The 18922-nt window shown below is 68.0% G+C and carries 12 protein-coding genes and 1 pseudogene; 6 read left to right on the top strand and 7 right to left on the bottom strand.

Annotated elements, in window-relative coordinates; genetic code table 11:
- Nucleotides 1-693: NUDIX domain-containing protein (locus tag ACFXBC_RS08230; protein ID WP_385020053.1), on the bottom strand; the 693-nt coding region annotated here is incomplete at its 3' end.
- A 1092-nt stretch (nucleotides 694-1785) separates the two neighbouring features.
- Here ACFXBC_RS08230 and ACFXBC_RS08225 point away from each other — a divergent pair.
- From ACFXBC_RS08225 to ACFXBC_RS08200, 6 genes and pseudogenes are all read left to right on the top strand, one after another.
- On the top strand, nucleotides 1786-2925 hold the full coding sequence (locus ACFXBC_RS08225) for an NUDIX domain-containing protein (RefSeq protein WP_385020050.1): 1140 nt from the start codon (nucleotides 1786-1788) through the stop codon (nucleotides 2923-2925).
- A 56-nt stretch (nucleotides 2926-2981) separates the two neighbouring features.
- Nucleotides 2982-4454 (top strand): NUDIX domain-containing protein, encoded by a 1473-nt coding sequence (locus ACFXBC_RS08220; RefSeq protein WP_385020047.1) that lies wholly within the window; start codon nucleotides 2982-2984, stop codon nucleotides 4452-4454.
- Nucleotides 4455-4524: 70 nt separating this feature from the next.
- Complete coding sequence (locus ACFXBC_RS08215; protein WP_385020044.1) at nucleotides 4525-5688, top strand: M15 family metallopeptidase; 1164 nt, start codon at nucleotides 4525-4527, stop codon at nucleotides 5686-5688.
- A 26-nt stretch (nucleotides 5689-5714) separates the two neighbouring features.
- On the top strand, nucleotides 5715-6887 hold the full coding sequence (locus ACFXBC_RS08210; RefSeq protein WP_385020041.1) for an NUDIX domain-containing protein: 1173 nt from the start codon (nucleotides 5715-5717) through the stop codon (nucleotides 6885-6887).
- Between the two features lie 170 nt (nucleotides 6888-7057).
- A protein-coding gene (locus tag ACFXBC_RS08205; protein WP_385020038.1) for an IS3 family transposase occupies nucleotides 7058-8262 on the top strand; the annotation gives its coding sequence in 2 pieces (ribosomal slippage) (nucleotides 7058-7349 and nucleotides 7349-8262; 1206 coding nt in all).
- A pseudogene (locus ACFXBC_RS08200) lies at nucleotides 8259-9265 on the top strand (IS481 family transposase). The gene ACFXBC_RS08205 and the pseudogene ACFXBC_RS08200 overlap by 4 nt, the downstream one beginning before the upstream one ends.
- 260 nt (nucleotides 9266-9525) lie before the next feature.
- Here the strand turns inward: ACFXBC_RS08200 and ACFXBC_RS08195 are convergent.
- The 6 genes from ACFXBC_RS08195 to ACFXBC_RS08170 form a co-directional block, all read right to left on the bottom strand.
- A complete protein-coding gene (locus ACFXBC_RS08195; protein ID WP_385020035.1) occupies nucleotides 9526-11706 on the bottom strand; it encodes a hypothetical protein in 2181 nt (726 codons plus the stop codon).
- A gap of 2 nt (nucleotides 11707-11708) precedes the next feature.
- Nucleotides 11709-12536, bottom strand: a complete 828-nt coding sequence (locus ACFXBC_RS08190; RefSeq protein ID WP_385020032.1) for a hypothetical protein — start codon at nucleotides 12534-12536, stop codon at nucleotides 11709-11711.
- 17 nt (nucleotides 12537-12553) lie between these two features.
- Nucleotides 12554-13390: a vWA domain-containing protein gene (locus ACFXBC_RS08185; RefSeq protein WP_366473384.1), complete on the bottom strand. Its 837-nt coding sequence runs from the start codon at nucleotides 13388-13390 to the stop codon at nucleotides 12554-12556.
- A 202-nt stretch (nucleotides 13391-13592) separates the two neighbouring features.
- Nucleotides 13593-17282 (bottom strand): AAA domain-containing protein, encoded by a 3690-nt coding sequence (locus ACFXBC_RS08180; RefSeq protein WP_385020028.1) that lies wholly within the window; start codon nucleotides 17280-17282, stop codon nucleotides 13593-13595.
- Nucleotides 17279-17677 carry a hypothetical protein gene (locus tag ACFXBC_RS08175; RefSeq protein ID WP_385020025.1) on the bottom strand — a complete coding sequence of 133 codons (399 nt, stop codon included), beginning with the start codon at nucleotides 17675-17677 and terminating at the stop codon, nucleotides 17279-17281. Before ACFXBC_RS08175 ends, ACFXBC_RS08180 begins: the two co-directional genes overlap by 4 nt.
- Nucleotides 17678-17741: 64 nt before the next feature.
- A complete protein-coding gene (locus ACFXBC_RS08170) occupies nucleotides 17742-18290 on the bottom strand; it encodes a restriction endonuclease (RefSeq protein WP_385020022.1) in 549 nt (182 codons plus the stop codon).
- Nucleotides 18291-18922: the final 632 nt, after the last annotated feature.

The raw sequence follows: 18922 nt of genomic DNA, 5'->3' as shown, positions 1-18922 counted from the left end.
ATTCATTTCCACGGCCCGACGTTTTTCCAGGCAAATTAGCACACGACTTGTATTTCCCAGGGGAGGACCTCCTCCCGTGCGAAATCCATATGCGCAACCGCGCGGAACACGCTGTTCGATACCGACTTCCTGCCCGGAGATATCTCTGTCGGCACTACAGCCCGGGAGAGCATGCTGAGGGGCGGGTCGCAGCGTGCTGTCCAGCTGCCCGCCCTCACTGGCTACGGACACCTTCGCCTCCCGGTGATCGTCCACAGTGGGGGCGAGCTGCGCGTACCAAGTCGCGATGGACTGCTTGTATCCATCCGGCATCGTGAGCCCCGGTACCTCGGCCTCGGTGAAGAGGCCGACCTGTTTGTGCTCGTGACTCACGAGCGGTTCCCGTTCCGGCGTCAGCACCGTGCATGCGTACGTCACGATCAGTACACGCCGGCCCGGGATGGGTTCGTACACCCAGGTGTCCAGCAGCCGATCGGCCTTCACCGTCCAGCCGGTCTCTTCCCGAACTTCTCGGGCCAGGGCTTCCTCGCAGCCCAGGTCGGGCTCCTGCCCCGTTGGGGCGTTTGCGATCTCCAGGCGCCCGCCGGGCAACTCCCATTCCTGCCGTTCATTCTTCAGCAGCAGCACACGCCCGTATCCGTCGATGACGACGCCCTTGACCGAAACCGGCCAGAGCGGCGGAGAGTACGACATCCCGCTCCTCGAAGTGCAGGGGCTCAGGCATCCGGAACGTAGCAGGTGCCTGCCAACAGGGTTGCCGGTCAGGCGTATTGGCGCAGTCGACAATCCGTCGCTTTACCCGAATGTCCTGGCTACCAAGAGTGGACGCACCACCCCGCCCCGAAGGAGTTGCGCGATGCTCCGAACCTCGGTCCAGCAGGCATTCGCTCGTCACCTTGTTGACATCACGTCCCCCGACGCGTCGGACAACATCGCACGCCGACTTGGGGAAGAGGGACTTGTCACGGTGGCCGGCCTGACGTCGCGCACCGCGGTGTTGCCCTTCGCCTCGCGGATCATGACTGTGGCACGCCGAAGTCACACTCGGGTGCCTCCTGTCACCCGGTGACAGCACCGGACCCGAATCACCCGCAGCTGATCGCACCGCACAGACAGCACCGCCACCCTGAACCCTCCGCAAACCCTCCGTATGAAATACCCAGACCCACATGAGTGATCGAACGCAGCATCACCGCACGGCTTCCTCGGCCATACCAGGGACCCCTCGACCATTCGAAATAAGGTTCTAGATTTCGCCCCCGTGTACCCGTGACGGCGAAGGGAAAGGCCCAGTTACCCGATCACCTGTCCGCATCGCGTCCCGGGGAGCACCCATGCATCGCTTGTACGGCCCCTGTGCCCGTTCACCCTGCGTTCGAAAACACCGCCTTCCCTCCGGACACCTCCGCTCGCCCCGCCGGCGGCCACAACGGCTTCCTCAGGTCCGGGGCACGACCGGATACGAGGTACCTGGCATGACCGAACCCGCCAGCACCCCCGCGCCACTGGCCCAGTGGGTGCAATCCGTTCTGGGGCCGACCCAGGTCGTAGGCGACGCCTCCCACGGGCGGACCAACTCACATGTGTGTGAGGCAACCAGCCGGACGGCCGCCACTTCGTGAAGGTGGCGGCCAAGCCAGTCCTCTTACACCCGCGAGACCGGGCCTCCCGTGAGGCCATCCCCCGCCTCGGCCGCGCCAACGTGCCCGTAATGAGGGGCAGTGCAGCTGAACTGCTCCCTCTCACCCTCACTGCGTGGACGCGCCCCACCGAAAGGCAGAGCCCGTGACCTCTCCCGTCTCCCGCTCGAATCACATTCCGCCGCAAGCTGCCACAACGGACGAGCAGTACGCCGCCTCCCGCCACGCCGTATGGCTCAGTGCCGCAGCGATCATCACTGACCAGATCGGCCGTGTCCTGCTGGTGCACCCGACCTACCGCGAGGACGACCGGTGGCTGCTGCCCGGCGGCGCCGCCGAACCGGGAGAGCACCCGGTGGACGCCTGCCGACGCGAGATCGACGAAGAACTGGGCCTACGGGAAATGGACTTCCCGCGTGTGCTCGCCGTCCACTCCCTCTCGCCGCACCACCCCGACATCAAACCAGGCATGCCCTGCCCCGGAGAGATCCGCTACATCTTCGACGGCGGCACCCTCACCCCCGATCAAATCCGGGAGCTACGTCTGCCCAGCGACGAACTGTCCGAGTACGCCTTCCTTGAGACCCGGGAGGCGGCGCACCGCATGCTCACCGTGGACGGACAGATCATGCTCGCCGCCTACCGCGCTCGCCTCGGCGGCACCGACACCGCACACCTCGCCGACGGCCGGCACGTCCTCGACGTTCCGGCACTGGACCGTCATAACGTCCACGTCCGCTACCGCCCCATGTGGGACAGCCCTCTGAACCGGACCCCCGTGCCCGACCAACTCCCTGTGCAACAAGCCTGGGCGTGGTGCTTCGTCCCGGACGGCAGGGTCGTCCTCGTCGCCGACCCCGAGCCCCGGGGTGCGCTGCCCATGCTGCCCGGCGGCACCGTCGAGAAGGCCGACGCCACTCCCGAGGACACCCTCCGCCGGGAAGCCGCCGAGGAAGCCCAACTGACCCTGACCGAACCAGTGCGACTGGGCTGGATTCTGGACGAAACCGGTGAGGTCTACGGCGGCGTGGGGCCCAACGCCCGGCTCCGACTGGCCGCCCGGGTCACCACCATCGGACCGGCGGCCGTCGACCCCGCCACCGGCCGCACCTTCGCCCGCCTGCTCGCCACCCCCGCCCAGGCAGCCGCCCTGCTGGGCTGGGGCCCGCCCGGAGCACGGCAAGCACTGCTGGCCACAGAGACGGCACGCAACCGGTGGGGCCTGCCCGCCGCTCATGCCGCCGCCATCGAGGAGATCCCCGCGGAGGGGATGCGGATGAGCTGACCCGGACGCTCACCCCGCCTCAACTCGTTCCACTCCACGCCCCTCTGAGGTAGCCCATGCCGCTGTCGCACGACCACATTCGCACCGCCGTCGACACCTATCTCGCCCGCAAGCCTCATGAGCGCGAGCAGCTCGCCGGCCTCCTGGACGCCCTGGACCGGACCGGCGACGACATCGCCAGCCGCGCCGCCTTCACCGGACACGTCACCTGCGGCGCGATCGTCGTCGATCCGCTCGGCCGCGTCCTGCACGTGCTGCACGTGGCGAGCGGGAAGGTCCTCGCCCCCGGAGGGCACATCGGGCCCTCTGACGAGTCCCTGGCAGCAGCGGCGCTGCGGGAGCTGCACGAGGAGACCGGGATCCCGCCCCAGGCCCTCACGCCGTGGCCCGGTTACGAGGCGGTTCCGTTCGACATCGGCATCCACCACGTCGACGCCCAGCAAGGCAAAGGCGGACCCGGCCACCAGCACTTCGACCTCCGGTTCCTCTTCCGTCTGCGCACCGCGGGCGAACCGCCGGTGCTGCAGGAAGAAGTGGTCGGCAGCATCGAGTGGCGGCCCATGGACGAGGTGGCCTCTCCGTCCCTGCGCGAGAAGCTGCTCAAGCTCCCGCTCCAGGCCGAACCGGAGAAGGCCAATGCCTCCGCCCTGGTCTACAACGACCGCGGCGAGTACCTGCTCCACCTGCGCGACTACTTCCCCGGCCGGATCTGGGAACCGGGCATGTGGTCCCTCCTGGGTGGCGGCCGAGAACCCCAGGACGCCACACTGGAACACACCGCGCGGCGCGAACTGACCGAGGAAGCCGGCCTCGACATCGCCGACCTGACCCCGTTCGGCACCGAATACGCCACCGACGACGCCGGCACGACCGTGCCCATCGCGATCTACGTCGGCCGCTGGAACGGTGACCCCCGCGAACTCCGTCTGACCGAAGGGGTCATGCTCGCCTGTTTCGCCCCCGGCGACCTCCACCGACTCCGTATCGCGGACACCACCAGCGACCTCGTACGGCGCCATGCCGCCGGCCTCCCGACGACGCAGAGCGGACCCGAGCCCGAGGAGGAACGTCTGGCTTCGCCGCGCGGCACGGTCCCCAACATCATCGGCGTCCACCTCTACCTGCAACGGCCCGACGGAACGGTGCTGCTCGGACTGCGCCACCCCAACTCCGCGTTCGCGCCCTCCACCTGGCACGTCCTGGCCGGCCACTGCGAGCAGGAGAACGCCATCGCCTGCCTGATCAGGGAGGCCCAGGAGGAGGCCGGCCTGCACATCGAGCGCCATGACGTCGAACTCGTCCACGTCGTCCACCACATCGGCAAGCCCAAGAACCCACCCCGCATGGGTCTATTCTTCCGCGCCCGCATCTGGAGCGGCGAGCCGGAACTGCGCGAGCCGGACAAGTGCACCGAGTGGCGATTCTGGGACCCCGCCGCCCTTCCAGACGAACTCGTCCCCTATACCCGACTGGCTATCACGAAGATCCAGAACGGCGAGCTGTACAGCGAGACGGGCTGGCCCGCATGACCCCCACACCGACCGAAGCACCCTGTCGCGCATCCGCCGCGACGGCGGCCGGCCGGACACCCGCCTCGTAGTGATCCGCGGCAACTCGGCGTCCGGCACGTCGAGCGTGGCCCAGGGCCTACGCGACCACTACGGCCGCGGTGTCGCGATCGTGGGCCAGGACGTGATCCGGCGAAACGTGCTGCGCGAACACGACACCGCGCGCGGCGCCAACATCGCTCTGCTGGGCAGGATCGCACGCGAAGCACTGAACGCCGGCTTCCATGTGGTGCTCGAAGGGATCCTGTACGCCGACCGCTACAGCCACATGATCACGTCTCTGGTACGGGACCACCGCGGGGTCTCCAGCTGCTACTACCTGGACGTGCCGCTGGAAACGACGTTAGCCCGGCACGCGTCGAAGGCGGATGCCGCGTACCTGGAGCAAGTCACCGACAGCCACCTCGCCTCCTGGTACCGAGAGCTGGATCTGCTGCCGGACGGTCTGGAGACCGTGCTCCCGGCCGACAGCACGCTGCAGGACACCATCGCGCGAATCGTGCGCGAAACCGACCTGGCCTCCGCCTCGCCCGTCCCTCCGCCGCAGTGCAAACCGACACAGGGAGAGCCGATGAACAGCCTGGTGCTGATGTCCGATCCGCGGGTCGCCGCGATCCCGGTACGCGAGTGCGGGGAGCCGCTCGTCGACGTGCGTGACCGCAGCTTCCGCGTCGATCCCCGCAAGCAAGATCCGCTGGGCGCGTTCGCCCACGCCCGCTCGCTCCTGCCCGCCGGCACCGACCTGCTGTTCATCGAGGGCTACCGGCCGCTGGCCCTCCAGCGGCGCTACTTCACCGAATACCGGGACGAGCTGACCGCCGCTCACTCCGGCTGGACAGCTGAGCAGCTGTACCGGGCCGCCAGCCAGTACGTGTCGCCGCCGGCGATCGCGCCCCACTCCGCGGGCGCGGCCGTGGACGTAACCCTCGTCGACCAGGACGGCCACGAACTCGACCTCGGCACCCGTGTCAATGCCTCCCCCGAGGACAGCGACGGCGCCTGCTTCACTCACGCCCCGAATCTCAGCGATCGCGCGCGCCACTACCGCACGCTGCTGCTCCACGCCATGGAGAGCGCAGGTTTTACCAACTATGGAACCGAGTTCTGGCACTTCTCGGCAGCGGACCGGTACGACGCGCTGATGCGGCAGGAGCCGCACGCGCGGTACGGGCCGATCGAACTCACGCACATCTGACCCCACCCCCTACCCAGGAGGCAACCGTGCCCGCCGAGGACACCAACACCCGTGCCTGGCAGATCTACGGCCAGAGACAACTGGCCCGCGCCTACAGCCCGCCCGTCCCCAAGGGCATCGCATGGACGCCCTGGGAAGGAGTCGGACCGGGAGCAGAAGTCCTCGGGGACGTCACCAGCAGACGCGTACTGGACATCGGATCCGGAGCCGGCCACCACGCTGTCCATCTCGCCCAGACTCACGGAGCCCACGTCACCGGCATCGAGCTGTCCCCGACCCAGCATGAACGCGCCGTCTCGGCCCACACGGACGTGGAGGGCGTGGAGTTCGTCCTGGGAGACGTGAGCGACTACCTGGCTGTAGCCGACCCGTTCGACGCCGCGTACGCAATCGGGACGCTCGGGTTCGTAGACCCTCAACGCTCACTGCCCGCACTGCGTGGCGGACTACGTCCTGGCGCCCCTCTGATCCTCTCGCTCCTCCACACCGACCTTCATGGCCGCGGCCCGTCCACGGAGGTGGCGCCGCGCGAGCAGGAGATCCTGCTGCGCGACGATCCGCCTCTGCCCACGCAGATGTGGATCCTGGCACCGCAGCTGTGGGAAGACCTGCTCACCGGGCACGGCTTCCGCGTCGAGGCAATCGACCTGCTGCCGCACCCCGACGAGAGCATCACAGTCATCCAGCAGCTCATCCGCGCCCGGCGCCTGCCCGACCGGTCGGCGCGAGTCTCCAGCCGCCCCCGCAGCACCAGAGCCCCGGCAGCACACGCAGCCGTCGGCGTCGGCGCAATCCTGCTGAGCGAACAGGGCATTCTGCTGGGCCGGCACCACCGCGGCACCATCGAACTCCCTGGCGGCAGCGTAGAGGCAGGCGAATCCTTCAAGGACGCGGTGATCCGAGAACTCGACGAGGAAACCGGCCTGGTCGCTCGGCCCGGCGACGTCAGGCTCCTGGGCACGCTTGTCGACCACGTCGAAGGTGTCCTGCGGGTCACCGTCGGCGCGCTCGTCCACGCCTGGCAAGGGCAGCCCGCTACACAAGCCGACGAGAGCGTTGGCGACTGGGCCTGGCACCCGCTCGATCAGCTCCCCGACGGACTGTTCGTCTGCAGCGCCCAGATCCTCACTGCCTGGCGGCCCGGCCTGGCCATCGATCACCCGCCGGCGCACTTCACTGCCTTTGCCTCAGCCAGATAGGCGGCGCATTGGCATGACAACCGACGCCAAGGACCGGGTCCGGCATCGGACGCTGCCCTGACCACTTCATCACCGCGGGCAAGTCCACCCATGCCGTGGATGGGGGGCCTTGACCCCTGGTGTTGAACACACGAGACACTGGATCCTGCGGATCTGAGTACGGACATCTCGTGGTCATGAAGAACTACCCGCCGGAGTTCAAGGCGGACGCAGTCGCCCTGTACGAGTCGCGGCCCGAAGCAACGATCAGGTCGGTCACCGCCGATCTGGGGATCAACCCAGAGACCCTGCGGAACTGGGTGAGGGCGGCCGGACTAAGCCGTCCGCGGGGACGCACGACGCAGGAACCGGCCCAGCCGCCGGCGCCGCTGGAGCCGGAGAACGCGGCCTTGCGGAAGAAGGTCCGTGAGCTGGAGGAGGAACGCGAAATCCTGCGCAAAGCGGCGAAGTATTTCGCCGGGGAGACGCGCTGGTGAACCGCTTCCAGTGTGTCGCCGACCTCCAGCGCCGTTACGGCGTGAAGCGGCTCTGCAGCATCCTCGGCGTCAGCCGCTCGAGCTTCTATTACTGGCGCCGGACAGCCGCGGACCGGGCCGCCCGGGAGGCGGCCGACGCAAGGCTGGCCGCCCGGATACGGGCGGTGCACCAGGAATGGGACGGCACCTACGGAGCCCCAAGAATCACCGCCGAGCTCCGCGAGACGAGTGAGGAGGCGGTCAATCACAAACGCGTCGCAAGGATCATGCGAGCAACCGGGATCGAAGGAGTCCGGTTGCGCCGCCGGCACCGCACCACCGTCCCCGACCCAGCAGCGGCCAAGGCCCCGGACCTGATCGGCCGCGACTTCACCGCCCAGGCCCCGAACGCGAAGTACGTCGGCGACATCACCTACCTGCCCATCGACGGCGGGAAGTGCTGCTACCCGGCGACCGTCATCGACCTCGCATCGCGACGTCTGGCCGGCTGGGCGATCGCCGCCCGCATGCGCGCGGATCTCGTCACCGACGCCCTGGCCGCAGCCGTCCGCACCCGAGGAAGCCTCGCTGGATCGATCATGCACACCGACCACGGAGCCCAGTACACGAGCAAGGCATTCGCCGAAGCCTGCAGGTCAGCAGGTGTGCGGCGAAGCATGAGCACAGTCGGTTCCAGCGCGGACAACGCACTCGCCGAGTCATTCGATGCGACCTTCAAACGCGAGACACTCCAGGGCCGGAAAGGGTGGCCCGACGAGCGCGAGGCCGGACTCGACGCCTTCCGATGGCTCCACCGTTACAAGACCCGACGCCGACATTCCCGCCTCGGACAACGATCACCAACCGCCTTCGAGAACGCCCTCCACCTCACACCAACTACGCTGAAACCAGCCGCATAACCCGTCTTCAGGATTCGGAGTCAAGGCCCTCCTGGCCCGGGTGGCCGGTCGCACACGTGGCGGCCGAGATGGGCATATCCAGGCCCACCGCCCACAAGTGGGTCCGCCGGTGGCGGGCCGAGGGCGAGGCCGGACTGTGGGACCGCTCCAGCAGGCCCGAACGACCCCGCACCGCACGCCGGCCGCGATCGAGGCGCAGGTCTGCCGCCTGCGAACCGACCGCAAGCTCGGCCCGGCACGGATCGGCCCCGTCCTGGGTCTGCCGGCCTCCACGGTCCACCGGCTCCTGGCCCGCCACGGCCTGAACCGGCTCGCCTTCCTGGACCGGCCCACCGGCCAGGTCATCCGCCACTACGAACGCTCCCGCCCAGGCGAGCTGGTCCATGTCGACATCAAGAAGCTCGGCAACATCCCCGACGGCGGCGGCCACCGCGTCATGGACCGCCGATCGGCGATGGACAACAAGATCGGCACCACGGCCGAGCGCAAGAGCAGCAAACCGGTGATCGGCTACGCCTTCATCCACTCCGCCGTGGACGACCACTCCCGCCTGGCCTACAGCGAAGTTCTCACCGACGAACGCCAGCACACCGCGACCGGCTTCTGGCAGAGGGCGAACGCGTTCTTCACCGCCCACTGCATCACCGTCGAGCGCGTACTGACCGACAACGGCTCCTGCTACAAGTCGAAACTGTTCACCCAGACCCTGGCCACGGCCAGCATCACCCACAAGAGGATCCGCCCCTACCGGCCACAGACCAACGGCAAGGTCGAACGCTTCAACCGCACCCTCCTCGACGAGTGGGCCTACCTACGGCTCTACACCACCAACACCGAACGCACCACAGCCCTGGCAGACTTCCTCCACACCTACAACCACCACCGCAGCCACACCGCACTCGGAGGCAAACCCCCCATCAGCCGCGTCAACAACGCTGCGGGCCAATACAACCAGGCCGCTGCGCGACTCGGCAGAGTCTGCCCGATCACTACCGGCGGCTGAACGCCGACGCCCTCGACCGGGGACTCCCTTGCGGGCCGGCCCTGAAGGGCAGTTACGCGTCCGGGTCCACGACATCGTCCAGCTCCCGAGCCAGGAACTCGGCTTCGCCACCACCCACCCGGCCGACCTAGCGGACATCACTGTCCGCTCCTCCACGGTCTGAACCACCGCGATCCCTCATCCGGAGCGATGCGCGCCCTCGACGGTATGGAGCACGAGGTCGACCGGGGATGCGGCATCGTGCCTTTCAGAGGCGCGGTTCAGCGACCGGTGTAGAGGAATCGCAGGTATTGCACGAGGGACAGCCTGCGCCGGTGTGCCTCAGCAGTCTCAGCAGCAGAGCTCAGCGCCGCATGGCGCGCCCTGTTCTGCTGGAGCGAAACCGCTCGCCGACTGAACTCCTGCCGCTGCCTGCGGGATCGCTCGCCAGCCAGAGTGTTCTCCCGGGTGAGCCGCGCCTGGCCCTCCTCCAACTCCTTCTGTGCCTTTGTCCGTGAGGCTTCGGCTGCCGCGTCCACGGAGCGGAGCTCAGCGGTCAGGCGGGTGCGCCGGACTTCGATGCCCTGGTCGATCGAGCGTCGTTCCTGTGCGGTGAGCATGGTGGGCTGACCGGCTTCGGCGTCGGCGACCAGTTGCCTGCGCCAGGCCTCGAGCGCGATGGCCTTGGCCTCACCGATGCCCTGGACGTCGACACGGCGGCCGTTGCTGAGCACCAGTTCGGCACCGACGCTGTTGTAGTGCGTATTGCGCACGGGTTGGTATCCGGTGAAGTCGGCTGCGGTACGGACTCCCGCTGCCGCGAGACGCGCGGCCAGTGTCGGTCCGATGCCGTGCGGCGGGTTCCGGGAGATCAGTTGTCGTCCGAGACGGTCACGTACGTAGGCGGACTGCCGGGCGGTAAGCTCCGTTTGCAATGCTTTCCCGCGCTCCGTCGAAAGCCCGGCGATCTTCTTGTCCAGCTCCTGCCGCTTACGAATCCTGCGCTTCTCGATCTGCTGGAGCTCGCCGTGGTAGCTCGCAGTGAGCTTGGTTTGTTCTCGTGGGTGGTCTGCGGCGCGCTTCGTCTCTGCGGCGTCGAACTTCGCCCGGTCCTTGCGTAGTTTCTTCTCAGCCTTCACCGGATCGTCGAGCTGATCCAGTTCCGCTGTGAGCCCGGAGAGAACGGCCCGTATCTGAGCCAACTCCGTGCGGCGAGTCCGCCCGAACGCCGAGAACGCGGTGGCGACGAGCGCCGGGACTACCGGACCGAACAGGGCTGTCGAGAGCCCCATGACAAGGGCCAGCACGGTCACTGCCAGCATCACGGGCCAGACGACGGCTACAGCGACATCCAGTGGCGTCCTGAACTGGAATCTGTCCGGTGAGGCCACAGAGGGCGCGGGCTGCGTCGGCGACGCCTCAGAGGCGACGTGTCCCGCCATCCAGCTGGGCAGACCGCCGGTGCCCGGGGCGGCGGCCCCGCTGTGAGCAGCGGTGTCCGTGATCACCGTTGCGGCTTGGCGCTGCCTGGGCACGGCCAGGGTGAGCGGCGGCAGCATGTCCAGGGGTTGGCAGGCCAGGGTCCGCACCTGGTCGGCGAGTCCGCTCACCATACGGTCGGGATGAGTGAGCAGTGTCTGCAGTCGTGCGGACCCGGCCGGGCTCGTGAAGTCGTCTTCGGTGAGCAGGAGGAACTCGCCGCTGGGTTCGTGCAATCGGGACCACAGGGCCGGTTCGGAGGCGATCGCCTTCAACGAGAGGAAGATGACCCAGGTGGAAAACCGGTCAAGATCCAGTCCGAAGTCGTCGTTCCCCCGCAGGGGCGACTGATAGTTCCGGTGCCCTCGCTCGGTCCCGCCCAGGCCGGCCAGTGCCGGGACGTACATGCCGTCGTAGTCGACCAGCCGCAAGGTGTCGTCGCTCGCCACGAGCAGGTTGCCGTGCTGCAGATCGCCATGGGCGATCTGGTGGTTCGCCAGGTCCCGGGTCAGTTCCTCGAACCGGTCAGCCAAACGATCGACGGCGATCGGGTCCGCATGGTTGTCGTCGAGCCAGGAGGACAGGGTGACGGCCTCGGCCCACTCCATCTTGAGGACCGGGTAGCGTTCCCGCCCCACGCTGATGGCGTCGGGAAGGTACTCGAAGCCGAGGTTCCACGGCTGGGAGAGCTCCGCCGGATCGAGCAGGGCGAGTCGGGAGCTGATGGCCTCGTACCGACGTTCCTGGTCCGGGACGTGACGGGTGAAGCATTTGACCGCGTACCGACGGCCCGATGAGGGCGAGGTCAGGGAAAAGACACTGGCGAAGGCGCCGGAGATGGGGCGCGGCAGACCGAGTCCGGTCAGCTCGGGCCGGGCTCCCCTGAGTTCCGGATGATGGAAGCACAGCTGGGTGTGCTGCAGGGCTTCCGCGTACTCGGCGCCGCTGGGGAACCGGCGCTGCGAACCGGTGGCCGGGCCCATGTTCACCGTCCCTCGAAATCGATCCGTACGAACGCCACGTCGTCGTTGCGCAACTGCCGGCTGTCCCGTAGCCCATTCAGCCAGTTGTTGAAATCGTCCAGGTCGTCGGGCCCGGCGTACTCGAGGAGCTGGCCGACGGCGTCGGCCTGGTCCGGAGCCGACATGAGCCAAGCGGCCAGGGCATCCGTCATCAGGAGCAGGCGGTCTCCCGGGCGACAGTTCCCTCCGGTGAATCTCGTGCGGTCGGCGAGGAGCGCGGCATCACGGTTGCGGCTGCCGAAGAGATCGGGAGTGGTGCCGAACTCCTCGACGGCCGACACCGGGAACGCCTGTATCAACTGGTCGTCTCGCAGGTGGAACAGGCAGCTGTCCCCCAAGGCAGCCGCACGCCACCGCCAGGACGGTGCTGCTTCGCCGTCGTGGGCACCGCTCTCCGGGTCGACGCGCACCGTGAGCAGCGTCGCGTAGGCACCCTCCGCGAGCTTGGTGTGCTCGTACCACTTCAGTGGACGCCCTTCTGCCTGGCGAGCCAGTGTGTAGTCGGCCAGCCAGGGATCCCACCGGGCCACCACGGACGCTGCGAACTGCTCGAAGGCGGTTCCGCCCGCCAGCGCGTCCGGCAGCGCCATGGCGTGTTCGGCCGCGGCGCGGGACAGCAGCTTGGCCCAGTCCTTGGCCAGTGCGCTTTCCGTGGCTCCGTCGCAGACGCCGGCCGCGAATGGCTCCCGCAGCATGTGATCGTGCGGATGCCCGGGAAGCACGGCGACGGCGTCTTCGCATTCCGCTGCCGTGCTTCCTTTCTTGGGCGCCACCAGGTGCGTGATGTACACGCAGGAAGTGGAGGTCGTCACCGCAGTTCGGTTGCCCGGGTACCGATGTCGAGGAACTGAACGACCGTGGTGATGTCGGCGTTGTAGACGAAACCGCGAGTGGTCTCGCTGACCCGCTGCCCCTGCGAGGCCGCGTACGAGCGCATGTGACTCGGCAGCGGGCTGGACATGCCGAACAGGGTCCGGGCGTAGCTGTCCGGAAGGGTGTCCGCCGAGTCGGGGAACGCGGTTGGTGTGCCGCCGGCCGCGGACACATGCAGGTTGAACAGCAGTGCCGCTCCGTCCGCTGTGGCGTGGGAGGTGACGGCCTCGGCCGCGGCGGTGGGGTCGCCGTCGGTCGACTCGCCGTCCGTCAGGTTGATGACGATGGGCGGGAATCCGGCCGGGTACCGCTCGGTCCAGCCGGCGACGAGTCCCTCCGCGTACTGCAACGCACGGTTCATCGGGGTCCCGCCGTGAGCGACCGGATCCATCCACAGAGGGAAGTTGACGGCAGTCTCCACCAGTCCGCCGGCCCCGTCGGGAACCTTCTTGCTCCGCTCGTCGATGCGGGCCGGGTTGTCCGCCACCTCGCTCAGGGGGACAAGGTCCCGTCCTTCGAGCGGCCCCGCGAGCGCCGAGCCCACGGTGGCTCCGTAGCCGATGACCGCGACGTGGAAGTAGTCGCGTACGCCTTCTTCTTTCGCGCACTTGACGGAGAGTTCGGTGAGCAGTCGGTTGATGGCGTCGGCGACGACATCGGCCTTCTGCTGCGGTACTTCACCACCGATGGGATCGCTCATGGAGGTCGACTGGTCAACGAGGAAGATGATGCTCGTCGGGTTGGAGCGGCTGATCTCTGCCGTGTACGGCACGGTGAACTCCTGGCGGATTACGAAGAAACCGGTCGTCGGAGAAGCTCGTACGCATGCCGACGCAGCGGTTTCCGGCGTGCGGGCCGGGACACCGAGATCCCCCGGTCCGATGATAGGGCCTGGCTTCGGCTGTCGCAGTCGTATCGCGCTTCTCGCTCGTCCCTGTGCGTTCTTCAGCGCTGCCCGCCCCTCCCTGCACATTTCAGTTGTCGAGTCGGCCCACCACCCGTTCCGTCCGCCCGTCCCATACCTGCCAGGCAGGGATCCGCACGCCGTTGGGCAGCAGGCTCGTTCGGCCGAGCGCGAGTCTCAGGTGACGTGCGGCCTCTGCGCCGGTGGACGTACCAGGGTCGAGTCGAATCCGAACACTCTTCGAGCTGCGGCGGACGTCGAAGTCGTAGGGATAGCCGTCCACCGTGGCATTCCGGTCGATCAGGGCTCCAGGAATCTCGTCCGTCAGCAGGAACTGCAGCCGGTCGCCTACGTCTTCGGCGGAATGTTCCGGGTGAACCCAGAGCGAAGGGAGGCCGTCCTTGGCCTCTGCCGCGTCGAGGAGTGCGTGCGGCATGCCGGGCCGGACCGACCAGAACTCGCGGTCTCCGAACACGATGAGATGCGAACGGGCCCGTGTGATGGCCACGTTCCAGAGGTTGACTTCGCGAGAGAGCCAGTTGACCGCGCTCGGACGCATCCGGTCGGACGCGACAAGGGACAGCAGGATCACATCCTGCTGTCCTCCCTGGAAAGTATGTACTGTTCCGACCCTGACCCGTGGTTCGTCCTGCCAGCAGCCGGCGATCAGGTCCTTCTGAGCCCGGAAGGGAGTGACGACGCCTACGGTCGAACCGTGCGGAAGTCGCTTGAGCAGGCGCTCCACCGAGAGATGAACACGGTCTGCCTCATCCTGGTTCAGCCACGACCCGTTGTGACCCCTGCGCGCCGCCCCCTTCACGTCGAGCCACTGCACGGCGTCGACTCCATCGATGCGCCGCAGCGATCGGGGATCGGTGAGGACGGTCAGCCGGCCGCCGTAGCAGTGCCGGTTCGCGATGCCGACGATGTCCGGGTGGCAACGGAAGTGCTCGTCGAGCAGCAGCGTCTCCCCTGCCGCATGGGCAGCCGCATGGAAGGAGGAGTAGCGGCGGTGCTCGAGCCGGTGCTCGTCGAGCCAGCTCGCTCGCAGTCCTGCTCCCCGGTGCGCCTCCGCCTCCTGGCGCGGCTGCAGTGTGGTGATGTGCTGCAGCTGCATGGGGTCGCCGATCACCAGGGCACGCCGGGCACGGAAGAGCAGCGGCAGCACATCCGGTGCGGAGCACTGACTGGCTTCGTCCACGATGACCAGGTCGAAGAGGGCGGCCCGGTCCCGGAACCGCCGGGCGGATCGCGCGGTGACTGCCCAGCCCGAGACCTGCGGCAGGATGCGGTCCAGGGTCGACCACTGCCTCGGTGATCGTGCCCGCACCGCCTCGATGCGCTCGTGGATGGCAGCGCGGGCGGTCATCGCCTGCTCCGCCACCGACGACCGCAGCAGTGCTGTCGCGGCCTCACGGACTCGCCGGTCGGCATCCTGAAGCGTGGCGTGAAGCTGTGCGTCGTCGGGCGCCGCTTCGGCTGCGGTACGCATCTGCCGCCAGTCGGCTTCCGCCTCGGCGAACATCAGCAGCTCGGCGAAGTTCTGACGGCCCGCGACCTGGACCGGCACAGAGCCGAGCCTGCGCACGCACCGGCCGCGCAGCCATCCCCCGATGATTCCGAGACGGGCGGCCGTACGGGCCCGACGCAGCCACCGTCCCAGGGAGATATCGTCACCCAGTGCGGCGGCAAGTGCCAAAAGGTCCTGGTGGTGCTTCTCCGCGTAAGCGGAACGCAGTCGGCCGAGATCGGCGAGGTCCCGCTCCCGGCGGGCGATCTCAGCGAGCCGGTGCCGCAGCGACTCCTGTGTCCGGAGATGGTTCCGCAGTTCGCCCCGGTACGTCTGGGAGGACTGCCGGGGCCGGACGCTGCGGGTCAGCTCCTCCAGGGTGCGCACCTCCTTGTCGATGACCGACTGCGCGCCTGTCCGCACGAGAAGTCCCGGGGCGAGTTCCTCGCATCGCTGCCAGACCTCGTCCACTGCCTTGTTGTTGGTGGAGGCCACGAGCACGGTCTGTCCGGCCGCCCTGGCGGTGGCGACCGTGTTGACGATGAGCTGGCTCTTGCCTGTGCCGGGTGGTCCGGTGGCGACCGTGAGCCTGCGGACCATGGCGGCCCGGATGACGGCTTCCTGTCCTTCGTTGAGTTCCAGTGGCGCGACGATCTGGACGTCCTGTTCGGCGCTCGGCTCCCTTTCGGCCTGTGCGGTGAACGCTCCGAGTGCCGTGTCCGGGAACTGCCCGATACTCCGCTGCAGCGTCTTGTAGTCCTTCATCAGCTGCGCTGTAGCCGCGCTGTCCGACCGGGCCGCGTAGACGACCGCCACGTTGCGGGCACCTTCGTGTGCCGCACGCAGCGAGCTGCCGTCGCCGAGGGCTCCGGGATCGAGGTGTTCGGTGTCGGACAGCCCGAGTTCCTGCAACAGGCTGCGCAGGTCGCGGATCATGTCCTCACGGAAACCCGGCCGCCAGTTGGGCTGGTAGGCGGCGAGCAGTTCCCCGCCTTCGTCCTTGCCCAGCCGGTTCAGGACGAGTTCGGGGTGGAGGACGATCGGTCCGGAAGGCGTGACGACGCTGCGCCCCTGTGGTCCGTGTTCGACTTCGATCCGGCGCATGGCGAGGGGTGCGCACACCTGTCGCGTGCCGTCGTACAGCACGGCGACGGGGTACCCGTACCAGAGATCGGAGCCGTCTTTCTGCGCCAGCTCTGCGAGGTCCACGACGCGTTGTGGCGCCTGCACACTGGATTCTGAGCCGGAGAGAAGGACTTCCTCCCCGGCCGGCCAGACCATTCGCGGCGGGTCGCTGCCCGCCAGCGGCAGCAGTTCGCCGGTGCGGTCCTCCACCTCCAGGCATTGCTGGTAATAGGCCAGCAGCCGGGCCCATTCGGCCTCGGTGAAGGCGGTGTCGTCGTGTGCGGCCTCGACGGGCTCGACCGGTGCCGGCGACTTGTCCCCCGCGGTGTCGGTCACCGCGGTGAGCCCGGCGGGCAGTGGCTTGAGTGCGGGGATCTGGCGGCCGGTGGCGGCACGGGCGAGGTAGATGTCGCCGGTCACGGACAGGGTGGACTGGGTCGGCGTCTGCCTACGGCCGTCCGGTGCCTTCTGCAGGTCCCGGCTGATGTGACGGAACAGGTCGTTCGCGGAGATCTGCCCGTCGCCGTCCAGGTCCGCTCGTCCCGAATGCAGGCCTTCGACGATCGCCCGGGTGAACTGCGAAGGCTGGTCGGCATCCGTGGTGAACGCCTTCTCCCAGTGCTGGGAGGCGGTGATGACGTGTACTCCTCCGGCCTCGACCACCGGCAGGGCGGTCGTCGCGGGTGCCCCCTTGCTGCGGAAGCCCTGCACCGCGCTGCCGCTGAAACAGCAGTCGAGCAGCAGCACCTTGCGGCGGGCCGCGCACTTCTCCAACTGGTCGATGACAAAAGCTGCTTCGAGGGCTGTCTGCCGCATGCGCCCGGCCTCGGTGTCCGTGGTGACGAAGTACAGCTGACCGTCCTCGCGGTCGTACGTCCCGTGGCCGCTGAGGTAGACCACCACCAGTTCATCGGGTTCCCGCACGCTCAGGAACTCCTCGATGGCCTGCTTGACCGCCGCTTTCGGCGAGTCCTCGACCCGGGAGCACTTTTCGTACCCTCCGACGGCCGGCATCTCCAGCACCTGGCCCAGGAAATAGATGTCCGCGCGCACCGAAGGCAGCGCGGGGTAGCTCACGTCCTGGTGGGTGGCGGTGCCCACGAGCAGGGCATGCTTTCGGCTCACCGCCCGGCTCCGGGACCGGCGCCCGAACTGCCGTTGCCACCAACGTCCCGCAGCTTCCTGATCTCACGCCCGGAGACGCCGCCCTGGAACTCCGTGACCGTGCCGTCCGGATGCAGGACGCGCACCATGCGGCTCTTACGGACGGCGACCCACGCCTTGATGGCGGTCCCGGCCAGCGTGAAGGATCCTCCCGTGAGAACGAGCACGACCTCCGGGGTCAGCAGCCCAGGACCCTTCGAACCCTCTCCGTCGTGTGCTGCCTCCGCTGGGGCGAAGCGCACCTCGGTGTCGTCCAACCGGCGCAGAACGTCGCGGAGTTCTCGCGCCTCCAGCTCCGCGTGACGCGGGTCCGCCCCGGACACCTGAATCCGTACGGACTCGATCTGGCCGGTCATACTCCCCCTTGGTTCCTCAACCCGCCCTCACACAGGGCGGGTTGTAGTGTCTTCTGACGCAATGTCACTCTATCGACTTTCTTGCACGCCAAGATGCGGAGCCCGGTTTCCCGCTCCGTGTCCGCTCGTCGGGAATCCGGAGAATCCGGTACAACGGCTCCCCCAGGTCGGCCCACCGCTCCAGCGCGTCCCGGTCGACCAGATGGATCCCGTAACGCGGGCCACTGGTTCTCGCGGCTGTCGTGAATCCTCCCGTGGTGACGATCACAGCGAATTCGGCATTGTGGTCGTGCCGGTAGGTTCCGTTGACCCGCTGTACGTCCTGGTCTCCGACCCTTCGATCCGGTCGCAGCCGCTTGCACTGCACGACCACCCGTCGTCGAGACCTGTCGACGACCATGACGTCTGCTCCCTTGTCCCCGGCTCGGCCGACGTGCTGCGCGGCCAGTCCGTCCCTACGCAGCAGGGAGCAGACGACCAGTTCGAACTCCGTGGGATCCAGGGAATCGAGATGTGCCAGCGAATAGCGCACGGGCCCTGCGTCGAGCGCCGAGCGGCCGGCCCGCGCCATCAAGGCCGATCGCCCCGGCTTCAGCGCCAGTCCGACAGCCACGGATGCCAACCCGAATCCGGTCCGGACCGGCCACTGCTGGGCCGCCTGCGACAGCCCGATGAGCACTGCCGTGCCCCCGAGCCCCCATGCCCACCAGGGAATCGCGGCCCACCCTCCTTGGCTACGGCTGCGCCGCATCAGCCGGCTGCCCCAAAGAGTGCCCACACTCCGAAAGCCAGACCGAACAGCGCGAGTCCGGCCAGGTCGGTGACCGTGACAAGGGTGAAGCCGTGATCCCTGCAACGGGCGAAGAGTCCTTTGCGCCTGCGGCGGCACGGCCTGTGGTAATGCGTCGGTCCACCGCAACGGGACACCAGCACACATCCACCTATGCCTAGTAAACCCACGACAAGCAGCACAGAATCCCCCCTGATCCCCAGCTCAACCTCTCATATGTATCGAAGAGTCGTGGGTTTCGACCAGTACGTCTTTGGACAAACCACAGAGCCCTCGTTCAGGTCACTGGCCCATGTCCCTCACCCACGCTGTCCCGCGCAACCTCCGCAATGCTCACCGCACACCCCGCCGGCTTCGGCGGGACGCCTGTCCCGCCGCGCCCCGCGGCTCCCCGGCGGGGCGACGGCGGGGCCCGCGCCCCCGACCCTCAAGAGGGCAGGCGTGGGGTGGCCGGG

The sequence above is a fragment of the Streptomyces sp. NPDC059398 genome, assembly GCF_042751845.1.
GTDB lineage: Bacteria > Actinomycetota > Actinomycetes > Streptomycetales > Streptomycetaceae > Streptomyces.
This window is presented reverse-complemented; position numbering and strand designations above follow the sequence as displayed.

Coding starts and splice junctions, on each gene's coding strand:
- ACFXBC_RS08220 (WP_385020047.1), top strand. CDS start 2,982: ATGCCGCTGTCGCACGACCACATTCGCACCGCCGTCGACACCTATCTC.
- ACFXBC_RS08195 (WP_385020035.1), bottom strand. CDS start 11,706: ATGGGCCCGGCCACCGGTTCGCAGCGCCGGTTCCCCAGCGGCGCCGAG.
- ACFXBC_RS08175 (WP_385020025.1), bottom strand. CDS start 17,677: ATGACCGGCCAGATCGAGTCCGTACGGATTCAGGTGTCCGGGGCGGAC.